This is a genomic window from Streptomyces profundus (assembly GCF_020740535.1).
In the GTDB taxonomy this organism is placed as follows: domain Bacteria; phylum Actinomycetota; class Actinomycetes; order Streptomycetales; family Streptomycetaceae; genus Streptomyces; species Streptomyces profundus.
This window is the reverse complement of record NZ_CP082362.1, coordinates 6,947,154-6,967,597: the sequence shown is the minus strand read 5'-3', so window position 1 is coordinate 6,967,597 and position 20,444 is coordinate 6,947,154. Positions and strand designations below refer to the sequence as shown.

Below are 20,444 nucleotides of genomic sequence, written 5' to 3'. Positions count from 1 at the left end.
GTCGCACGCTAGGCGGGGCCGCCGGAGGGGCGCGTCCGCCGCCGGGCGTCGGCCGCTACGTCGAGCGGCGACATCTCCGGTCGCCGGGTGTCGATCCCCGTTGTCAGTGCCGCGTTCTAGCATGCCGCCATGCCGTACCGCCGAAACCGCCCGTGGGCCGCGCCGCCGCCCTGGGGAGCCGACCTGCTCTGGGGCGTGGGGGTCGCCGCCGTGGTGTCGTTGGTGATCTCGGCGGAGCAGGGCGGGCGTCAACAGGCGGACGCCACCGCCTATGTGTGGGCGGTCGGCCTCGGCGCGCTGATGCTGGCCCGCCGCAGCCATCCCCGGGTCGTGCTGGCGGCCACCTCGCTCGGCATGTGCGCCTACTACGCGGCGGGCTATCCGGCGATCGGCCTCGCGGTTCCGCTGGCCGGGGCGCTGTTCTCGGCGACGGCCGTTGGGCGGTTGGGCGCCGCCCTGGTCACCGGGGTCGCGATGAGCGCGATCTCGTTGTTCTTCCGGCTGTTGGAGGGGCAGGATCCGTCGTTCGTCGTCGGCTACGACCTGGTGGGGCATGTGGCGCTGATGGTGGCGGCCATCGCCTGCGGCGACAGCGTGCACAGCCGGCGCGCCGCGCAGGAACAGCAGGCCAGGATCGCGGAGTTGACGGCGCAGCGGCAGGTCGAGGAGGCGGAGCACCGGGCGCACGCCGACCGGCTGGCCATCGCCAGGGATCTGCACGACTCGCTGGGCCACAGCGTCGCGGTGATATCGCTGCACAGCGATGTGGCCCTTGAGGCGCTGGACCGGGACCGGGGCGCGGCGGTGTCGGCGCTCGGCACGATACGGGAGACCACCGGGGGCACCCTGCGCGAACTGCGCCGCACCGTCGCGCTGTTGCGCGCGCACGGCGCGCCCGCGCCCGCGCCGCCCTCGTTCTCCCGGGTCGCGGTGCTCACCTCGGGGGCGGAGGCGGCGGGTCTTGACGTGGTGCTGGACATCGCGGTGGACGGGCCGCTGCCGGCGGCGGTCGACGAGGCCGCCTATCGAATAGCCCAGGAGGCCGTCACCAATGTGGTGCGCCACGCCGCCACGGCGAGCATGTTGACGTTGACGGCCAGAATCACGGAGGCGGGGCTGACGTTGCGCGTCGCCGACGACGGCGGGGCGGCGGCCGGGGCGGCGCCGGCCGGGCACGGGCACGGGATCGTCGGGATGTCCGAGCGGGCGCGCGCGCTGGGCGGCTGGCTGCGGGCGCGCGCCGAGCCGGAGGGGTTCGTGGTGTTCGCGCTGCTTCCGCTGGGGCTGCCCCGATGATCCGGGTGGTGGTCGTGGACGACCAGGATCTGGTGCGGGCCGGGCTGCGGGCCCTCCTGGAGCACGAGGCGGACATCCAGGTGGTGGGCGAGGCGGGCGAGGGCCGCGCCGCGCTGGCGCGGGTGGGCGCGCTCCGCCCGGACGTGGTGCTGATGGACCTGCGGATGCCGGTGCTCGACGGGGCGTCAGCGACGGCCGCGCTGCGCGACGCCGGCCTGCTGGAGCGCAGCCGTGTCCTGGTGTTGACCACGTTCGACGAGGACGAGGAGATCCTGGCGGCGGTGGCCGCCGGCGCGGCCGGCTATCTGCTGAAGGACATCGCGGCGGCCGACCTGCGCCGCGCCGTGCGGATCGTGGCGGCCGGCGACAACCTGCTCGCCCCCGCCGTGACCCGCCGGGTCATGGAACGGCTGGCCCGGCTCCCCCCGCCGCCCGAGCCGCCCCCGGCGCTCGCCTCGCTCACCGCGCGCGAACGCGCTGTCCTCGTCCGCCTCGGCCACGGCGAGACCAACGCGGAGATCGGCCGCGCGCTGCACATCAGCCCGGCCACCGCCCGCACCTACGTGAGCCGGATCATCGCGAAGCTACAGGCCAGGGACCGCACCCAGCTGGCGGTGATCGCCAACCGCTCGGGGCTGGTCGACGACCGCTCAGACTCGGCCGGTTGACGAGGGGGTGACGCCGGCGCTCGCTCCCGGCTCTATGTGCGATTCGCACGCTCGGAGGCGTGCGCTCCCCCGCCGCCCCGCACCCCCGAAACCCATTCTCCGTAATCATCCGACCACCCACCGTGACAACGGTGCCCTATCGTGCTGCCCCGAAAGGCCCCAGGAAACAGGCGAGAAGCAACGTTGGGAAGGTGAGCGCGATGCGCGCCGTCGTGATGGAGAAGTTCGGTGGCCCGGAGGTCTTGCGCCTGGCCGAGGTGCCGGATCTGGAGCCACGGGTCGCGCACGAGGTGCTCAGGGTGACCAGGGCCGGCGTCAACTGGGCCGATGTGCACACCAGAACGGACTCCTATCTCGCCCCGATGACGCTGCCGTGCGTTCCCGGCAACGAGGTGGTGGGCAGGGCACCCGACGGCCGCAGGTTGCTCGCGCTCACCCGGGGCGGCGGGTACGCGGAGCAGGCGCACGCGCACCGGCGGGTGTCCTGGGAGATCCCCGACGACATCAGCGACGACCAGGCGCTGCCGCTGGCGCTTCAGGGGCAGGCGGCCTGGCACCTCCTCTTCACCGTGGCCAGGTTGCAGCCCGGCGAGAGCGTGCTGATCCCGGCGGCGGCCGGCGGGGTCGGTTCAATGGCGGTGCAGTTGGCGCGGGCGGCCGGGGCCCGCGTGGTGGCCCTCGCCAGCACCGAGGAGAAGCGCCAACTCGCCCTGGATCTGGGCGCGGAGGCCGCGGTGGACTCCACAGCTGACGACCTCGCGGAGCGGGTCGTCGAGGTGGCGGGCGGGCCGGTCCGGGTCGCCCTGGAGATGACCGGCGGACGGGTGCTGCGTCAGACGCTGGGCGCGCTGGCGCCACGGGGTCGGGTCGCGGTCTACGGCTATGTCGGCGGGCAGCTGGCGGATCTGCCGACCCGGCTGCTGATGGAGAAGTCGATCACCGTCTCCGGCTTCTGGCTGCCCCATCTGTACGGGGACCGCGCCGCGTTGTCCGCCGGCGTCGAGGCGCTGTTCCACGCGGTCCGCACCGGCGCGCTCCGCCCGGTGACCGGCGGCCTCTACCCGCTGGCCGAGGCCGCGGCGGCGCACAGTGCCCTGGCCACCCGCACCCATCTGGGCAAACTCGCCCTCAGCACGGCGGCCTGAGGCCCCGTCCCCGGGGCGGGTTGGTCCGGGGACGGGGCCCTCAGGCTGGCGCGGGCGGTCAGGCGTCCTTGACGGTGAAGCCGGCGCGGAGGAGGACGTCGTCCCTGGAGGACGGGCCGACGAGCAGCTCGAAGGCTCCGGGCTCCACGGTGCGGCGGCCCCTCGCGTCCACCAGGCTGCAGTCGGCGACGGGGAGTTCGAGGGGGACCACGGTGGACTCGCCGGGCGCGAGCGACACCTGGCGGTACCCCTTCAGCTCCTTCTCGGCCCAGGTCACCGACGTGACGGTGTCGCTCACATAGAGCTGGACCGTCTCCCGAACCGGCCGGGCGCCGGCGTTGCGGACGGTGACCCGCGCGCGCACCGTTTCGTCGCTCTCCAGAACCGGCGTCAGCACCTCCAGATCGTCGTACTCGACGGTGGTGTAGCTGAGGCCCTCACCGAACGCGAACGCCGGGCTCTGCGTCAGATCGGCGTAGCGGGTGCCGTGCTGCCCGCGCACCTGGTTGTAGTAGGTGGGCTGCTGGCCCACGTGCCGGGCGAACGAGACGGGCAGCCGGCCGCTGGGCTCGATCAGGCCGAGCGCCAGCTCGGCGACCGCGCGACCGCCGCGCATCCCGGGGTTGGCGGCGTAGATCAGCGCCGATGCCTCCAACGCCGAGGCGGGCAGCACCAGCGGCTTGGAACTGATCACCACGACGACCAGCGGCTTGCCCGTCGCGGCCAGGGCGTCGAGCAACGCGACCTGGCCGCCGACGAGTTCCAGCGTGGCCGTGGAGCGGCCCTCGCCGATCAGCTCGATCCGGTCGCCGACGACGGCCACCACGTGGTCGGCGGCCTCGGCGGCGGCGACGGCCCCGGCGATCAGCCGCTCGTCCGGCTCGGCCGGGATCACCACGTCGGGGCGGGGCTGCCCGTCGGGGAAGAACGCGCCCTCCGGGTCGGCGCCGACGTCGAGGATCTCGGCGCCTGGCGCGTGGGTGATGGTCCAGTCGGCCGGGGCCTGGTCGCGGAAGCCGTCCAGCACGGTCTGGATCATCCCGCGCGGGTGGCCGTCGGGCAGCCAGTCGGTCTGCCCCGAGGCGCCGGCCCAGTCGCCGAGTTGGGCGTGCGGGTCGTCGGCGTTGGGGCCGATCACGGCCACGGTGCGCGGCCGGCCGTCCGGCGGGGTGGCCGCGCGGCCCGTCTCGTCCGCGGTGAGCCCACCGGCCAGCGGGAGGACCCCGTCGTTGCGGAGCAGCACCAGGGAACGGCGGGCCACGTCGAGGTTGACGGCGGCGTGCTCGTCGATGCCGATGACCTCGGCCTGGCGGCCCGGCTCGGGGTGGCGCGGGTTCTCGAAGAGGCCGAGCTCGAACTTGAGGGTGAGGATGCGGGCCACGGCGGCGTCGAGATCGGCCTCGTCCAGGAGCCCCTCGGCCACCGCACGCTGGGCGCCGTCGAAGAACTGCGGCGTGGTCATCACCATGTCGTTGCCGGCGCGCACCGCCGCCGCGGCGGCCTGGGTGTGGTCGGCGTAGACATGCTGCTCCCAGACCATCCGGCCGACGTTGTCCCAGTCGGTGACCAGCGTGCCCGTGTAGTCCCACTCGCCGCGCAGCACGTCGTTGAGGAGCCAGTCGTTCACGGTGATCGGCACCCCGTCGATGGACTGGTAGCCGAGCATGAAGGTGCGGCAGCCCTCGCGCGCGACGCGCTCGAAGGGCGGCAGGAACCAGGAGCGGAGCTTGCGCTGGCTGAGGTCGGCCTCGCTGGCGTCCCGCCCGCCCTGGGTCTCGGAGTAGCCGGCGAAGTGCTTGGCGCAGGCCAGGATCGCGGTGGGGTCGGTCAGCCCCTCGCCCTGGTAGCCGCGGACCATCGCGGAGGCGAACTCGCCGATCAGGAACGGGTCCTCGCCGAAGGTCTCGCTGACCCGGCCCCAACGCAGGTCGCGGGTGATGCACAGCACCGGCGAGAACGTCCAGTGGATGCCGGTCGCGGCGACCTCCACGGCGGTGACCCGGGCGGCCCGCTCGATCAGCGCCGGGTCCCAGGTGGCGGCCATCCCCAGCTGGGTGGGGAAGATCGTCGCGCCCTCCCAGAAGGAGTGCCCGTGAATGCAGTCCTCGGCGACCAGCAGCGGGATGCGCAGCCGGGTGCGCCCCACCAGATCGGCGGCTTCCAGCACCCGTTCGGGGGAGACATGCAGGATCGAACCGACGTGCATCTCCTCGACATGCTCCCGCACCCCCTCCTTGCCGTTGAGCTGCAGCATCTGCCCGACCTTCTCCGGCAGGGTCATCCGGCCGAGGAGGTCGGCGACGCGCTCGGCGACAGGCAGCGCGGGGTCGAGGTAGGGCAGAGGGGAGTTCACGAGATTCCTTTCCCAAGGCGAAGCAGACGGGGCACTCAGGCGCGCGGGTTCACCGCGCGGACGGGTGGATACAGCCACCGGGCGGAGCGCCCGCCCCGCATCCGCCCCGCCAGCCCCCGCGAGGACGGCACGTCCTCGCCACGAGCGGCTTCGGCCCTCGGCCACGCCCCGTCGGGCGAGCGCCTCGCGTTGTGTGTCGGGCAGGATGCACGGTGACTCCGGTTCGCTGGTGAGGCAATCTGGCTGGTGAAGCGCTCCCAAAGAACGCTAGCACTGAAAACTTCCGTATGGAGGTTTTGCCGGTTCCGGGACTACTCTGCCCCCATGGATGAGCCGCCAGGGACCTCGAACGGATCGCCTCGCCGTGGCCCTTACGCCAAGGGCATCGAACGTCGCCGGGAGATCCTGGCCCGGGCGATCGAGGTCTTCACCGAGCGCGGCGCGGAGCGGACGTCACTGCGCGCGATCGGTGACGCCATCGGGGTCTCCCATGCGGCGCTGCGGCACTACTTCGCCTCCCGGGAGCAACTGCTGCTTGAGGTCTACAAGTTCGCCGAACAGCGCTCGTCGGAGGAGGATCCGGAGCCGGCGGGCGGCTCGGTGGTCGGCGTCATGACCCACGCGGCCCGCCGCAACCGCGGGGTCCCGGGGCTGGTCCAGCTGTACTCCACACTGGTGGCCGGCGCGTTGGAGGACGACCACGAGGAGTCCAAGGAGTTCTTCGCCGCCCGCTTCGAGCGGCTCAGGCTGCGGCTGGCCGAACAGGTGGCGGCCGACCAGTCGCGCGGCGACATCCGCCGGGACATCACGCCGGAGGCCGCCGCCGCGCTGGTGATCGCGGCCTCCGACGGCCTACAGATCCAGTGGTTGCTCAACCCGGACATCGACATCGAGGAATCGCTCGACCTTCTGGAGCTGCTGCTCGCCCCGGCGCTGGAGCCGTAGGCCGGCCACGGTTCCGGTTCTCGGCCTCGGCGCCAACCCCCTTCCGGATGGCGGGGGTTGCCAGGATGCTGAGCCTGGCAACTCAGGAACCACCCGTCACTCGAAGGAGGAAACCGATGCCCCCACCACCGGTTACCCGACGTACCGCGCTGGCCCTTCTCGCCACCGCCGCCGGAAGCCTGCCGTTCGTGGCCTCCGGCGCGCTGGCGTCCACGCCCAGGGCCAACCCCACCCGGTTCTATCTCGGTTCCGTGCAATACGACATCGGCGTGGCCAGCGCCGACCCCACCTCGGGAACGCTGTCCGTGGACGCGCTGGTCCCCGGCACCCGCTCCTCGTTCCTCGCCGTCTCGCCGTCGGCCGAGGCGCTGTACTCCGTCAACGGGGACGACGGCGGTCGGCTGGAGGCGTTCGCGCTGGACGCGGACGGCGCCGTCCAGGGCGAGTTGGGCAGCACCTCGGGGCTCGGCGACGGCCCCTGCCACGTCAGCGTCCATCCGGCGGGCGGCCACGCCTTCTCGGCGAACTACAACGACGGCACGGTGACCGTGGTCGCGCTGGCGCCGGACGGCGCCCCGGGGGAGATCACCCAGGTGGTGCGGCACGAGGGGTCCGGCCCCGGCCCGGACCGCCAGGAGGGGCCGCACGCGCACCAGGTGCTGCCGGACCCGGGAGGCGAGCGGCTCTTCGCCGTGGATCTGGGCACCGACTCGGTCTTCGTCTACGCCTTCGACGCCGAGGCCGGCCAACTCGCCCAGGAGCACGAGGCGAAGCTGCCCCCCGGCTCGGGGCCACGGCATATGGCCTTCCATCCCGGCGGGGTGACGGCCTATGTGCTGGGCGAGTTGGACTCCACCCTGACCGCCTGCGGCTACGACTCCGGCACCGGTGCGCTCACCCCTGGCGCCGTGGTCCCGCTGCTCCCCGACGGCACACCGCCCGACGGCAACTCGGCCGCCGAGGTGCTGGTCACCTCCGACGGCCGGTTCGTCTACGCCTCCAACCGGGGCCACGACAGCATCGTCGTCTTCGCGGTCGACGGCGAGGACGAGGCGGAGCCGCGCCTGGTGGGGCACTTCGACAGCGGCGGGGCGACCCCGCGTCATATCTCCCTGGACGCGGACGAGTCCCACCTCTACGTCGCCAACCAGAGCACCGGCGCCGTCGTGGTCCTCGACCGGGACCCGGACGACGGCACGCTGGCCCCCACCGGCGCGGCGCTGGACTTCCCCGGCGTGGAGTGCGTCCTACCGGCCGTCACCGCGTAACGGCGCGCACCGGCACGGACGTCCGGGGCCCCCACCCACCGGCGGGGGCCCCGGACCTCACGGGTCAGCCGGCGGTGATCTCGTAGGAGTGCCCGGCGCGGGCCCGGAGCTCCACCACCCCGTCACTGGCCGCCAGCGTGGTCACCCCGCCGTCCGTCCGGTCCGTGACCGAGCAGCCCCCGGCCACCAGATCGCCGCGCACCCGCAGGACACCGTCCCGGCCGGCGGTGAGCAGGGCCGTCGTCGGCTGCCCGTCCGCCCAGCTGATGTCCACCGTGACGTCGCCGACGGCACGCAGCCCGGTCACCGATCCGTCGGGCCAGCTCCCCGGGAGCGCGGGCAGCAGCTCGACCTCGCCGTGATGGCTCTGCAGCAGCATCTCCGCCACACCCGATGTGGCGCCGAAGTTCCCGTCGATCTGGAACGGCGGGTGGGTGTCCCACAGGTTGGGCAGGGTGGACTGCCTCAGCTGCTCGGCCAACATGGTGTGCGCGTGGTCGCCGTCGCCAAGACGGGCCCAGAAATTGATCTTCCACGCCTTGCTCCAGCCGGTGCCGCCGTCGCCCCTGGCGTTCAACGAGACCTCGGCAGCCGCCGCCTCCGGGCTGCCCGGCGTGATCTGGTTGCCGGGGTGCAGCGCGTAGAGGTGGGAGACATGGCGGTGATCGTTGTTCGGATCGTCCAGATCCTCCTTCCACTCCTGCAACTGTCCCCAGGAGCCGATGCGCAGCCCCGGGTCCGACCCTTCGAGCGCCGTCGCCAGTTGCTGGCGCAGCTCCGGATCCGCGTCCAGGACCTCGGCCGCGGCCAGCGTCGAGGTGAACGCCTCCCGGACGATCTGCTGGGACATCGCGGCGCCCGCCGTGAAGTCACCGTGCTCGGGCGAGTAGCTGGGGCTGACCACCAACAGCCCGTCCCTCGGGTCGGTGTGCAGGTTGTCCAGCCAGAACTCCGACACCTCCTTGAGGATCGGATAGGCCGTGGCGCCCAGGAAACCGGTGTCCTGGGTGAAGCGGTAGTGGTCCCACAGATGCCGGCTGAGCCAGGCGCCGGCCTCCGGGAACCAGAACGAGGTGGCCCAGTCGTGCACTCCGGTGAAGCCATACGGATTGGTCTCGTTGCCCACCACCCAGCCGCGCGACTCGAAGATCTGCCGGGCGGACTCGCGTCCGGGGGCGCGGAGCGCGTCGATGAACTCGTGCAGCGGACCCGTCGTCTCGAAGAGGTTGGTGACATGGGCCGGCCAGTAGTTCATCTGGAGGTTGATGTTGACGTGGTAGTCGGCCGACCACGGCGGCGCGGTCGACTCGTTCCACACCCCTTGCAGGTTCGCCGGCAGCGAGCCGGGACGCGAGGACGCGATCAGCAGATAGCGGCCGTAGGCGAAGAACAGCGCCTCCAACGCCCTGTCCTGCGCGGAACCCCCGCCGCCGTACCCCGCCAGCACGGCGTCCGTGGGCACGTCCGTGGGCATCCGCTGCCCGATGTCGAGCGCCACCCGGTCGAACAGCGCGGTGTAGTCGGCGACATGGGCGTCGCGCAGCTGCTGGTAGCCCTGCCCCGCGGCGGCGTCGACGGCCGAGGTCACCGCGGAGTGCGGATCGTCGCCCCGGTACTCGGGGTAGCTGTCGGCGTAGTCGGTACCGGCGGACAGCACGAACCACGCCGCGTCGGCGCCCGAGACGGTGACGCTGTTCCCGTCCTCACCCCGGCTGCCGCCCTCGGTCAGCACCTGGACCTGCGCCTCGTAGACCAGCCCGTTGTCCTGGAGCGCGCCGCGCACGGTGATCCGGCCGTCGGCCGCGCTCACCTGGGCGCCCTGGTGCGGGCCCTCGTAGGAAAGGGTGAACGAGACCTGTCCGCCCTGGTCCGCCGCGATCCGGCCGACGATCACCCCGGCCGGGTAGGAGGCGAAGTACTCCCGGGTGTGCCGGGCGCCGCCCGCGGTGTAGCCGACCGAGGAGACGGCCTCGGCGATGCTCAGCTCCCGGCGGTAGCCTTCGGGGTTCTCCGGGGTGTCGGGAAAGTCCAGGGTGAGTTCGCCGAAGGTCTGGTAGGCACCGAAGCCGGTCTTCCCCTGTCCGAGCCTGGCCGCGACCTCCTCCGGCGTGGCACCGCCGTTGGCGTCCAACTGCCCCTGGACGTCCGCGATCGCGCCGGGCCTCGGCTCACGCCAGTTGCCGAAGTCGTAACCGGGCGAGCCCGGACCGCCCGTCCACAGCGTCTTCTCGTTGAACTGGAGGCGCTCGGCGGCCACGCCCCCGTAGATCGCCGCGCCCAGCGCGCCGTTCCCGATCGGCAGCGTCTCGCTCTCCCACTCGTTCGCCGGCTCGTCATACCAGAGCGTCAACTCGGGCGACAGCTCAGCGGCCACCGCCGCACCGCCCCCGGCGGAGCCCGTCGCCGTAGCCGACGCCACGGACACACCTCCCACGGCCATAGCCGCCGCACCTCCCATCGCCGTCCTGATGGCGTTCCTACGCGTGATCCCTTGCCTCATCGTGGGCCTCCTGGGGCCAACATGCATGACGGTTGCCAGGGCCTGAGTCAGGCTAGACATCCAATGAAAACTCGGCAAGAGAACCGGCAGAGACCGAGAAAACCACCAACCAGCCCGATCTGACGAGCAGTACATGGGATGTCCTGGAGGCACCTCGAGGCGGCGCGGGCCGGGGGGAGCGTCGCCGAACCGGCCCCGGCGTACCACGCCAGCGCCCCGAGTCGTCGCACTGCTCGGTCTCCGCACGGAAACTGCAACGTTTCTGTCCGGGCACCCCCTTCACAATCAAACTCGACGGGCTTTGTCCCGCCCGGAATTCGAGAAAGACGGGGGGAGAGAGGAACATGCCTGACATCACCATCGTAGGAATGACCAGACTGGCCATGACGATGCCGGTCGAAACGTTTCCACTGCCGTATCACGCGCATCACCGGACATCCTGGATGCGATGCGCCGTGGTCGGCGGCGCTTTCAATATCGGAAGTGCTCTGCGGAGCCTGGGAAGCGATCCCAGGATCTGCACACTGGTCGGAACCGACGAGGCAGGCGAGGTCATTCGCGCCGCGCTGCGCCGGCACGGGCTGGAGGGACGCGGCGTGGCCGACGCGCCGGAGTCGGCGAAGACAGTGATCCTCGTCGAGCCGGACGGGCGCGTGGCCAGAGCCGCCTGGACCTCAGGGGCGTCCCTGGACTACCCGATGGAGCGATTCATCGAGCAGTCCGTGGACGCCGACCTGGTGGTCGTCGCCAGCAACCCCTTCGGCGAGCCCTTCCTGCACACCGCGAAGAACCTGCTGAAGCTGCCCGTCGCCGTGGACCTCCATCTGGCCGCGGACCTGACCGATCCGGAGCAACGCCCCTGGTTCGAAGCGGCCGACGTGCTCTTCTGCAGTCACGAACAGCTCCGGCTCCCGCCCGCGGAGTGGATAGGCGAGGTACTCGACCGCTACCCGGGCTGCCAGTTGGCCGCCGTCGGGCGGGGCGAGCAGGGCTGTGTCATGGGGCTTCGTGACGGACGCCTGGTCGAGATCGACGCCGTCACCCCACGCCCCGTGCGCAGCACCGACGGAGCCGGCGACGCGCTGTTCGCCTCGTTCCTACACGGATGGCTCACCGCCGGCGAACCGGTAGAGGCGCTGGAGTCGGCCGTGCTCTTCGCCGGTTGGAAGATCGGCGCGGACACGGCGGCCGAAGGGTTTCTGACCGCCGGGGAGTTGACCGCACTGCGGAAGGTGTACCCGCTGCGCACGAGGATCAGCTCCTGGCTGCCCGGGACCGGCGACGACGGCTGAGCCGCCGGGCGAGGGCCGCCGGCCGTCGACCGGCCGGGCGGTCCGGCTCCGGCGGCTCGGGCCGGCGCGCGGTATCCCGCGCGCCGGCCGATCGTCACGCCTGCTCAGCGGCGGGGCGAGCCACCCGCTGGGCGTCGGATACGGCGCCGACCTTGGTGTACGCCTCCTCGGCCCGAACGAGGTGTAGACGAGCCGTTTCGTCCTCCTCCAACTCCTCCGCCACCTCGGCGAGCGCCTCATGCACACGTCCGGCCTCGAAGACCGGGCCGACCTCGCTCAGCAGGACCAGCGCCTTCTCCAGGTGGGCGCGCGCCTCCGCCGGCTGCCCGGCCCTGAGGCACGCCTCGCCCATCAGCCGCCGGAGCCGGGCGATCACGCCGTGGTCAGCGGCTGTCGCCTCCATCAGCGTCTCCAGCGCGGAACCGAGCAGGGCGAACGCCCGCTGATGGTCTCCTCGCAGGCTCGCCAGATCCCCCAACTCGGCTTGCCCCCGCGCCACCCCCCGCTTGTCGCCCACCTCACTTCGGAGCTCCACCGCCTCGGTGAGGCACGCGGCGGCCCGTCGCAGGTCACCCAGGTGGCGGTGCGTAAGCCCGACGTAGTGCAACACGTTCCCCTCTCCCCTGCGGTCGTCCAGGGCTCGGCGCAGTGCCAGTGCCTCATCGAGCGCGGTCAGCGCCTCCGCGTGGCGACCGCCTTCGCGAAGGGCGATGCCGAGCCCCATGCGCATCCGCGCCTCACCCAGCGGGTTTCCGATGCGCGCGGCGGCGACGGCACCCCATTCATGACTGGTGATCCAGTCATGGTGGGGGCGCAGATAAGTGAACAACGGCCACATCGCGTCGGCGAGTTGCCATACCACCTCGTCGTACCCCCTTTCCACGGCGAGGCGCTGTGTCGCGATGAGATTGGCGTGCTCCAGGGTGAACCATGCGATTCCCCTGGCGATATCGGGGAACGTCCGCGTGCTTTCCGGTGGGTACGCGTAATGCGGCTCCGGCCGCCGGCGAAGTGGGGAAGCCGCGGCGTCCGCCGCGTTGGCGGTGGCCAGATAGTGGTCCATCATGCGCCGCTCCGTCTCGACGCGCTGCGCCGGCTCGTCCTCCGTCTCGCCGCGCGTCTGAGCGTGCCGATGGATCAGATCGTGGAACCGGTAACGGCCGGCCGAGACCGCTGTCAGCAGGTTCGCCTCGACCAGCGTCGCCAACGAGCCGGACGGATCCCCGACCGCAGGTCCTGACTCGGCTACGGCCAGCGCCAGTTCGGTTTCGAACTCCGGGCCGGGATGCGATCCCAGCCGTCGATAGAGCCGCCTGGCCGCCTCGGGCAGTGCGGCATAGAACTGGTCGAGACTGGTGTCCATGGAGACCTCCTCGGGCGCGTCGGCGGCTGCCGTATGCGGGCTGATCACAAGACTGGCGGCGGTCGCGACGTTCCACCCCGGCCGGCTCGCCAGCAGCGCCGCCCCCACACAGACCGCCAACGGGAAGCGTCCATAGGCCGTCACCAACTCACGTGCGGCGGCGGCGTGCGCCGCGACCCGCTCCTGACCGACGATGCGGCCGAGCAGTTCGAGGGCCGATCCGGTGTCCAGTGGGCCGAGGGGAAGCATCTCGGCGCCGTCCAGCGCCAGTGAGGTGAGCCGCCAACGGCTGGTCACCAGGCATACGCTGCCCGGTGAGGCCGGTATCAGTGGACGGACCTGGGCTGCGGACATCGCGTTGTCGCACAGCACCGCCAGCCGCCGGTCGGCGGTGACCGTCCGGAACAGCACGGTCTGCCCGGCCAGGTCGCCGGGTATGGTCTCGGGTGCCACACCCAACGCGTGCAGAAGGCGGGGCAACACGGTGCTGACGTCGATCGGTTGATGGATGCGGTGGCCCCGGAGGTCGACATAGAGCTGCCCGTCCGGAAAGCGCGCGATGCGGCGATGCAGCCAGGCCAGGGCAAGCGAGGTCTTCCCGACGCCGGGCGGGCCGCTGATCATCACCAGGCCCGGCGCGCCCTCGGCAACGGCTCGCTCGAAGACCGCGTCCAACTTGGCCAGATGCTCTGCACGCCCGGTGAAATGTCGTGGCCGCGGCGACAGTTGGCGCGGCGTTCGGGAGGCGGGAGGCGGTCGATCACCGAAGTACACATCACCATGGATGGCGGTCGCCTGAACGCTGTTGCCGCTGTTCGTGCCAGAAAGGTCGTTGTGGGCGCCTGCCGCCGCCCCAGGTGTCCGACCATCGGAATCCCGCACTCGTGCCCCCCAGAGTGTCCCTGTGATCAACCCCGCGCGCACCGACGCCCACTCCGGCGCGGCACATCACATAGCCCGGACCCTCCTCGTCCAGCGGCCGGGGCCCCGTTCATGCTGCCATTCCAGACCTTCCACACAGCATCGAGGCTGAGTGGGTATTGAGTGGCAGCACATGTGGGCCTCCAGTATGCGCCCTTGGAGCACGGCCCGACCCGTGGCACGGCTCCACAGGGGGGAGGTGGGCGAACCTGTGTTCGCCCGGGCATCCGCGTCGTTGCGGAGTACTGACATAGCCCGGAAGAAGGATGTGCGTCGGCGGCGTGCACCCGGCCGGGCCGGGAGGCGCCATCGCCCGCCAGCCCTCGCATCCCGCGGATCTCGTACCCGAAACCACACCAGCGCCCCCAGGCGGCCGGTCCGCTCGCCCGTGCGGCGACTTACCACTTGGGTCAGGGATGGCCTTCAAGGACTTTCGCACAGCCGAGCGCGTGTCAACCAGAGGGCGTACCCGTGGCACATCCCTCGGAATGGGCGGTGCGGGGCTTCGGTTCTGCGCTCAGTCGGCCGGTGGCGCGGGGATGAGGCGGGTGGTGGCCCGCAGGTCGGGGCTGGCCGTGCGCAGGGCGTCGACCAGGGCGTCGCCGGCGCGCTCCAGCGCGGGGGTGTCCATGGGGCCCAGCGCGTCGAGGACGAAGAGCGCGCGGGCGGTGGTGTCGGTGAGCTGGGTGCGGCGGCACTGGCGCCAGTTCCACCGGCGGCAGGTGACGCCGAGGCCGTCCCGCCAGACCACCTCGCCGGGGTCGGGCGACTCCACCACGGACGCGCCGCCCGCCGTGGTGTCGAAGGTCTCCTCGCCGGTGGCGCGCTCCAGCCGGGGCGCGCCACGGTAGTGGTCGAGGTCCTCCCCGCCGAGGGGCACCACATGGGCGATGGAGATGGCGTTGTAGATGTCCGTGAGGCGGTTGACGCGGGGCAGCCCCGTGGCCAGCCGTCGCAGCAGCGCGTCCGCGCTGGGGCGGGTGCGCTTGGGCTTCGCGCCGGCGGCCCGGAACGCCTCGTGCCAGGCCACGAGATGGGGGTGCTCGCCATGGGGGGTGTCGGCGAAGCGCGCCCTGGCCTCGTTCTCCGCCTCGGCGAGCAGGCGCTCACTGGTCTCGTCGCTGGGGCCGGGGCGCAGCCCGTCGGCGGCGATCAGCAGCGCCCGGTAATCGGGGCGGAGCGCGCCGATCTCGGGAGCCACCGTCGCGGTGGCGAGCCAGGCCGCGAGGTCCTCGGGGGCCTTGAGGTCGTCGGAGTCGAGGGCGGTAGCGGACACGTCACTCCCTGGGCGGCTGGGCGAAGGCGGCGTCAGTCTAGCGACGCACCGCCGCCGGGAAGCTGCCCGTTCACGGGCCGGACCGGGGCCGACGCGGGGAGAGCGGATCGACGTGGCCCGGCGGTGCGGCTATGCTGCCTGCCGTGTCCAGCCCGGAGTCTTCCAGACGCTAGCCACCGGTCCCCCGGTGGCTTCTCGTCGTCTCGCGCCGCCGCGCCCCCGTCAGCCGGGTGCGGGCCAGCGCGGGCTGGGCGTTGCCACCGGCTCGCGGACCCCTGGGTATCTCTCGCCCCTTGGGCCTTTCTCGCACGGTGGCCGCGTGATGTTCCGTCTCCGGATCGACGACCTTCCGTCCTCGCCTGAGCACTCCCCCGCCCGGCCCGCCCGCGCTTCGTGACCGATGTCGCGGCGGGCCGGTCCGGGACGCCGCCGCCGTGTCGATTCTCCTTGTCGATCCACGATGTGGTTGTGGAGTGTTGTCGTGCCATTCGCTGTCTTCCTGCTGGGCCTCGCGGTCTTCGCCCAGGGGACCTCCGAGTTCATGTTGGCCGGGCTGGTACCGGAGATCGCCGCCGACCTGGGGGTGTCCGTCTCCGCCGCCGGCTCGCTGACGTCGGCGTTCGCCGTCGGGATGATCGTGGGGGCGCCCGCCATGGCGCTGCTGAGTCTGCGCTGGTCCCGTCGCGGGGCGCTGTGGACCTTTCTCGCGGTCTTTCTGCTCACCCATGTGCTGGGGGCGTTGACCACCAGCTATCCGCTGCTGTTGGCGACGCGGGTCGTCGGGGCCCTGGCCAACGCCGGTTTCCTGGCCGTGGCGCTGGTCGCAGCGACCGCCATGGTGGCTCCCGATGCCAAGGCGAGGGCCACCGCCATGCTGTTGGGCGGGGTGACGTCCGCCTGTGTGGTGGGGGTGCCCTGTGGTGCGCTGCTGGGTCAACTCTGGGGCTGGCGCGCCGCGTTCTGGGCCGTCGCGCTGGTGTCGGTGCCCGCGTTGCTCGCGATCCCGCGTGCTGTCCCAGCGGGTGCGCCGGAGCCCGCCGCGGTGGCCGGCGCCGGCGCGCGTGACGAGTTGCGCGCCCTGCGGCGTCCCAGGCTGCTGCTGGTGCTGGCCCTTGGCGCGCTGGTGAACGGCGCCACGTTCTGCGCCTTCACCTATCTGGCGCCGCTGGCGACCGAGATCGGGGGCCTGGTCGACGCCTGGGTGCCCGGGGTGCTGGCGCTGTTCGGCCTCGGCTCCTTCGTCGGGGTGACGATCGCCGGGCGACTGGCGGACACCGCCTCCGGCCCGCTGCTGTGGGTCGGCGGGCCGGCTCTGCTGCTGGGCTGGGGAACGCTGGCCCTGACCGCCGGTGAGCCGGCGGCGATGCTTGTCCTGGTGTTCGTCCAGGGCGCGTTGTCCTTCGCCGTGGGCTCGACCCTGATCTCGATGGTGCTCTACGCCGCGGCCGACGCGCCTCGGCTGGCCGGTGGGTTCGCCACCGCCGCGTTCAACGTCGGTGCGGCGTTTGGCCCTTGGGCCGGTGGGCTGGCGCTGGATGCCGGTCTTGGCTATCGCGCGCCGGCCTGGCTGAGCGCGCTGTTGGTGGCGGGGGCCCTGGCCACCGGCGTGGTGGCTGGCGGTGCGCGGCGACGCCGGGCGGGGAGGCCGACGCTCCTGGAGCGGTGAGCCGCCCCGCCCTGGCGAGGCCGCACGGCGCCGGGTGGACCATGATGGGGCTCGGGTGCCGGCGGGTGAGACGGGGGCGTGATGGTCGAGGTCACCTGGCGGGCCGGGCGCGCCGTGCGGGAACTCTGCGCCCGGGCCGACGCGTTGGTCGCGGCGGCTGAGGCCGTGGCGCGGGATCGAACGGGGGCGGACGCCGAGGCGCGGGCGGCGTTGGCGCCGCTCCTGGCGGAGTCGGTGCGGGCGGAGTTGGGCCGCATCCCGGTGTCCCGGCTGCGCGAGGTGACCTCCGGTCGGCTGCGGATCGGCGCCTTCGAGGACGCGGGGTTCGACACGGTCGGCCGGATCGCCGACGCCACCGAGTACCGGCTCCGACGGATTCCCGGCGTGGGCGAGCTGTCGGCGCGGCATGCGAAGGGCGCGGCACGGCAGATCGCCCTCGCCGCGGAGGAGACCGTGACCATCCGGCTGGATATCGAGCGGCGGGACGATCCCGGGCACACGGCCCTGGTGGTCGCGCTGGGGCGGCTGGTCGCCGCCGGGCCGGGGCTGGCTCGCGCGGTGGAGACGGCGGAGCGGGTGGCTCGCGAGGTGGGCGCGCTGCTGGCCGACGCGCGCCCGGCGTCCAGCCGGTTGCGCATGGTGGTCGCCGGCCGCCGGGGGCGTGCGGCGGCGCGTGCGGCGCTCCCCCGGCTGGCCACGGCTCTGCGGGACTTCCAGGAGCGGGACGTGCCGACCCTGCTCGCCCAAACCTCGGCCGATCTGCTGCGCCAGCCGCCGTCCGAGGCGGCGGCGTGGCTGGACTTCGCCTCTCGGGCGGCCGAGTACCACACCGCGCTCGGGGAGTTGTCGTCCGCGCCGGGCGCGTGGGAGGCGGCTGAGGGGTTCCTCCCCACGGATGTGGTCGCGCGGGTCCGCCGGCAGCCGCTGGACGACACCCATCGGCGGGTCGCGCTGCGCGGTTACCAGAGCTTCGGTGCCAGGTTCGCGTTGGCGCAGCGACGCGCGATCCTCGGCGACGAGATGGGCCTGGGCAAGACGGTGCAGGCGATCGCGGCGCTCGCCCATCTGCGCGCCGAGGGGGCGCGGCACTTCCTGGTGGTCGCGCCGGCGAGCGTGCTCGTCAACTGGATACGGGAGATCGAGGAGCGCAGCACGCTCCCCGCCTTCCGGCTGCACGGCGCCGAGCGTGAGGCGGGCCGCGCGGAGTGGGCCGAGCACGGCGGGGTCGCCGTCGCCACCTTCGACGGGCTGCGGGCGCTGCCAGGGCCCGAGGCGCCGGGACCCGAGGTGGCCATGCTGGTGGTGGACGAGGCCCATTTCGTCAAGAACCGTGCCGCCCAGCGGTCGTTGGCGGTCGCCGGCTGGACGCGACGGGTGGATCGGGTGCTGTTTCTGACCGGGACTCCGATGGAGAACCGTGTGGAGGAGTTCCGCGAGCTGGTGCGCTACCTGCGGCCCGAGGTGGTGGACGAGGTCCATCAACGCAAGGCCGTCGCGGGGGCGCGGGCGTTCCGCCGGTCCGTGGCGCCGGTCTATCTGCGCCGGAACCAGCGGGACGTGCTGACGGAGCTGCCGGAGCTGGTGCGGGTGGATGAGTGGGAGGAGTTCTCGCCCGGGGACCTGGCGGCCTACCGGGCGGCCGTGGCCCAGGGGAACTTCATGGCCATGCGCCGAGCCGGCTACGCGGACCCGACCACCTCGGCCAAGCTGGGGAGGCTGCGTGAGATCGTCGCCGAGGCGGCGGCCAACGGACGGAAGGTGCTGGTGTTCTCCTTCTTCCGGGAGGTGCTCCGCACCGTCGGGGGCGCCCTGGAGCCGGCTCCGATCGGCCTGGTCGACGGGCGTCTGGGCGCGGCCAGGCGGCAGGAGCTGCTGGACCGGTTCGCCGCGGTCGAGGGGCACGCGGTGCTGCTGTGCCAGATCCAGGCCGGCGGCGTGGGGCTCAACGCACAGGCGGCGTCCGTGGTGATCATCTGTGAGCCGCAGGTGAAGCCGACCCTGGAGAGCCAGGCCGTGGCGCGCGCCCACCGGATGGGCCAGGTGCGTCGCGTCCAGGTGCATCGGCTGCTGGCCACCGACAGCGTGGACCAGCGCATGCTGGCGCTGCTCGCCCGCAAGGAGCGCCTCTTCGACGCGTATGCCCGGCACAGCGCCACGGCGGCGTCCGCCGACGACGCCGTGGACCTCTCGGACGCCGCTCTGGCCCGTCGGATCGTCGAGGATGAGCAGCGCCGGCTGGCCACGACCGGCCCCGGCCCGACGGACGCCGGAGCCCGGGACACGTCGGAGGCGGCGGGTCAGGACGTCCGGGGTGGCAAGGACAGCGAGGGCCGCCAGAACGGCGAGGAGGAGCACGACGGGGCCACCGCCGGAACCGATGAGTGAGTGCCGCGTCATCAGCCCGCACCGGCAGGGGCGTTGGGCACCTCGAAGAAGAGCAGATCGACCGGGGTGGACTCGGGCCTCAGCGGCTGAGCGAGGGACGGGGGCGGCGGACAGGTGCCGGAGGCGACGAGGCCCTGGGCGACGCTCCAGATGAACTCGTGGGCGAGGACCACGGTGGCGACCTCGGGTGCGGCGTCGACGAGGGCGCCGATCCGCCGCGCATCCGGCGTGACCAGCGCGTCCACCACCTCTTCGGCGATGGCCTCGGCCTGCTCGTCCAGCGGGCCCGCCACGCCGACCACCGGCAGTGCGAGCCGGCCGTCGGGGCGCCGCAGCCGCCAGACGCGACCGTCCCCGTCGATCACCTCTCCCTCGCCTCGCGGCGCCAGCGGCTCGCGCAGGACCGCCCCACTCTCGGCGCGGGCCAGGGCCCGGAGGTGGGACTGCGTGGCGTCCGTCCACACCATCGTGAGGGTGCCCGATGCGGAGCGGACGAAGTTGGTGCCCGCGGCGCCGGGACGTGGCGGGTACACCGCCCAGAAGGCACCGTTCCACCAGGGGCGTTCCGGGGTGAGCGTGGTGTCGGGCAGCGGCACCCGGCGGGCCAGGGCTGGCCAGAGCAGGCCGTCCAGCGCGTAGCCGAAGACGATGGCGTAGACGCTGTCCGGCAGGCCCTGGCCAGCCAGCTCCGCCCCGATCCGACGCGCGGCGGGCGCCGCCCGGGCGGCCGTTCGCTCGGCCAACGGGGCCAACCCGGCACGCAACTCCGCCATGATCTCCGGGCCCAGCACGGGGAACGCGGTGGTGAAGAGATCCCCACGCCGCTCCAGCAGCCCGAACTCGACCAGGCCGGCGAGTCGTTCCTCCGATGGCGGCGCGACGCCGAACTCGTGTGGGCGCACCCCCCGGCGGGCGGCGTACAGAAGGGCGCCGTTGCCCTGCTCCCGCACCAGCGTGTGGGGAGTGCGGCGCGCCCTCGGGGCGAAGCAGTACAGGCCCCAACGGCTCAGGTCCTCTTGCGGGTTCGCCATCGTTACGACTTCCTCTCACCGCACGCGCCTCGGCTGGCGCCCACGTCTGCCCGGCATCGTACGAGGCACCTCTGACAGAACGCCTGCCCTGGACCGCGTGAGGGGAGCACACCGCGGTGAGGGGGCGGGCCGCGCTCGCGGCGCTGGTCAAAGTGCGCCGGGGGCGCGTTGATCGATGCCGTGCGCCGACTGTGAGTTGGCCGATTCCCATCGCTCTGCTCGGGTCCTCGCCGCAGCTGGGACGGGAGAACCGCCCGCAAACGGGGGTTGCCCGGCGGCGGTCGCGGGGACCCCGGTTGGCCGGTGCAACGGTCGGCGAAGCCTGGGCGAACACG

13 protein-coding genes are annotated in these 20,444 nt (G+C 72.7%); 8 read left to right on the top strand and 5 right to left on the bottom strand.

Annotated features, from left to right (window positions below; genetic code table 11):
* Positions 1-129: 129 nt before the first annotated feature.
* From K4G22_RS29235 to K4G22_RS29225, 3 genes are all read left to right on the top strand, one after another.
* A complete protein-coding gene (locus K4G22_RS29235; RefSeq protein WP_228083470.1) occupies positions 130-1,296 on the top strand; it encodes a sensor histidine kinase in 1,167 nt (388 codons plus the stop codon).
* Positions 1,293-1,964 (top strand): response regulator, encoded by a 672-nt coding sequence (locus K4G22_RS29230; protein WP_228083469.1) that lies wholly within the window; start codon positions 1,293-1,295, stop codon positions 1,962-1,964. The genes K4G22_RS29235 and K4G22_RS29230 overlap by 4 nt, the downstream gene beginning before the upstream one ends.
* 200 nt (positions 1,965-2,164) lie before the next feature.
* Positions 2,165-3,109, top strand: coding sequence for a quinone oxidoreductase family protein (locus K4G22_RS29225; RefSeq protein WP_228083468.1), 945 nt, complete (start codon positions 2,165-2,167; stop codon positions 3,107-3,109).
* 58 nt (positions 3,110-3,167) lie between these two features.
* Here K4G22_RS29225 and K4G22_RS29220 read toward each other — a convergent pair whose 3' ends face one another.
* Positions 3,168-5,462 carry an exo-beta-d-1,3/1,6-glucosidase gene (locus K4G22_RS29220; RefSeq protein WP_228083467.1) on the bottom strand — a complete coding sequence of 765 codons (2,295 nt, stop codon included), beginning with the start codon at positions 5,460-5,462 and terminating at the stop codon, positions 3,168-3,170.
* 324 nt (positions 5,463-5,786) lie between these two features.
* On the opposite strand from K4G22_RS29220, the gene K4G22_RS29215 reads away from it, so the two are divergent.
* Both K4G22_RS29215 and K4G22_RS29210 read left to right on the top strand, forming a co-directional pair.
* Positions 5,787-6,407 (top strand): TetR/AcrR family transcriptional regulator, encoded by a 621-nt coding sequence (locus tag K4G22_RS29215; RefSeq protein WP_228083466.1) that lies wholly within the window; start codon positions 5,787-5,789, stop codon positions 6,405-6,407.
* A gap of 116 nt (positions 6,408-6,523) precedes the next feature.
* Entirely contained in the window at positions 6,524-7,675 is a 1,152-nt protein-coding gene (locus K4G22_RS29210; RefSeq protein WP_228083465.1) for a lactonase family protein, read from the top strand.
* A 64-nt stretch (positions 7,676-7,739) separates the two neighbouring features.
* Here the strand turns inward: K4G22_RS29210 and K4G22_RS29205 are convergent, their stop codons facing one another.
* A complete protein-coding gene (locus K4G22_RS29205; RefSeq protein ID WP_228083464.1) occupies positions 7,740-10,175 on the bottom strand; it encodes a glycoside hydrolase family 95 protein in 2,436 nt (811 codons plus the stop codon).
* 344 nt (positions 10,176-10,519) lie between these two features.
* Between K4G22_RS29205 and K4G22_RS29200 the strand changes: the two genes are divergently transcribed.
* Positions 10,520-11,467: a carbohydrate kinase family protein gene (locus K4G22_RS29200; protein ID WP_322785146.1), complete on the top strand. Its 948-nt coding sequence runs from the start codon at positions 10,520-10,522 to the stop codon at positions 11,465-11,467.
* Positions 11,468-11,561: 94 nt separating this feature from the next.
* Here the strand turns inward: K4G22_RS29200 and K4G22_RS29195 are convergent, their stop codons facing one another.
* On the bottom strand, positions 11,562-13,604 hold the full coding sequence (locus K4G22_RS29195; protein WP_228083463.1) for a tetratricopeptide repeat protein: 2,043 nt from the start codon (positions 13,602-13,604) through the stop codon (positions 11,562-11,564).
* 664 nt (positions 13,605-14,268) lie between these two features.
* Positions 14,269-15,027, bottom strand: coding sequence for a B3/B4 domain-containing protein (locus tag K4G22_RS29190; RefSeq protein WP_228083462.1), 759 nt, complete (start codon positions 15,025-15,027; stop codon positions 14,269-14,271).
* Positions 15,028-15,508: 481 nt separating this feature from the next.
* On the opposite strand from K4G22_RS29190, the gene K4G22_RS29185 reads away from it, so the two are divergent.
* Positions 15,509-16,693, top strand: a complete 1,185-nt coding sequence (locus tag K4G22_RS29185; RefSeq protein ID WP_228083461.1) for a Cmx/CmrA family chloramphenicol efflux MFS transporter — start codon at positions 15,509-15,511, stop codon at positions 16,691-16,693.
* Positions 16,694-16,774: 81 nt separating this feature from the next.
* Positions 16,775-19,078, top strand: coding sequence for a DEAD/DEAH box helicase (locus tag K4G22_RS29180; protein WP_228083460.1), 2,304 nt, complete (start codon positions 16,775-16,777; stop codon positions 19,076-19,078).
* 11 nt (positions 19,079-19,089) lie between these two features.
* Here K4G22_RS29180 and K4G22_RS29175 read toward each other — a convergent pair whose 3' ends face one another.
* Positions 19,090-20,109: a hypothetical protein gene (locus tag K4G22_RS29175; protein WP_228083459.1), complete on the bottom strand. Its 1,020-nt coding sequence runs from the start codon at positions 20,107-20,109 to the stop codon at positions 19,090-19,092.
* Positions 20,110-20,444: the final 335 nt, after the last annotated feature.

What these genes read in the sequence shown, in the direction of transcription:
- K4G22_RS29235 (WP_228083470.1), top strand. Translation starts at nt 130, where the DNA reads ATGCCGTACCGCCGAAACCGCCCGTGGGCCGCGCCGCCGCCCTGGGGA.
- K4G22_RS29230 (WP_228083469.1), top strand. Translation starts at nt 1,293, where the DNA reads ATGATCCGGGTGGTGGTCGTGGACGACCAGGATCTGGTGCGGGCCGGG.
- K4G22_RS29225 (WP_228083468.1), top strand. Translation starts at nt 2,165, where the DNA reads ATGCGCGCCGTCGTGATGGAGAAGTTCGGTGGCCCGGAGGTCTTGCGC.
- K4G22_RS29215 (WP_228083466.1), top strand. Translation starts at nt 5,787, where the DNA reads ATGGATGAGCCGCCAGGGACCTCGAACGGATCGCCTCGCCGTGGCCCT.
- K4G22_RS29210 (WP_228083465.1), top strand. Translation starts at nt 6,524, where the DNA reads ATGCCCCCACCACCGGTTACCCGACGTACCGCGCTGGCCCTTCTCGCC.
- K4G22_RS29205 (WP_228083464.1), bottom strand. Translation starts at nt 10,175, where the DNA reads ATGAGGCAAGGGATCACGCGTAGGAACGCCATCAGGACGGCGATGGGA.
- K4G22_RS29200 (WP_322785146.1), top strand. Translation starts at nt 10,520, where the DNA reads ATGCCTGACATCACCATCGTAGGAATGACCAGACTGGCCATGACGATG.
- K4G22_RS29180 (WP_228083460.1), top strand. Translation starts at nt 16,775, where the DNA reads ATGGTCGAGGTCACCTGGCGGGCCGGGCGCGCCGTGCGGGAACTCTGC.
- K4G22_RS29175 (WP_228083459.1), bottom strand. Translation starts at nt 20,109, where the DNA reads ATGGCGAACCCGCAAGAGGACCTGAGCCGTTGGGGCCTGTACTGCTTC.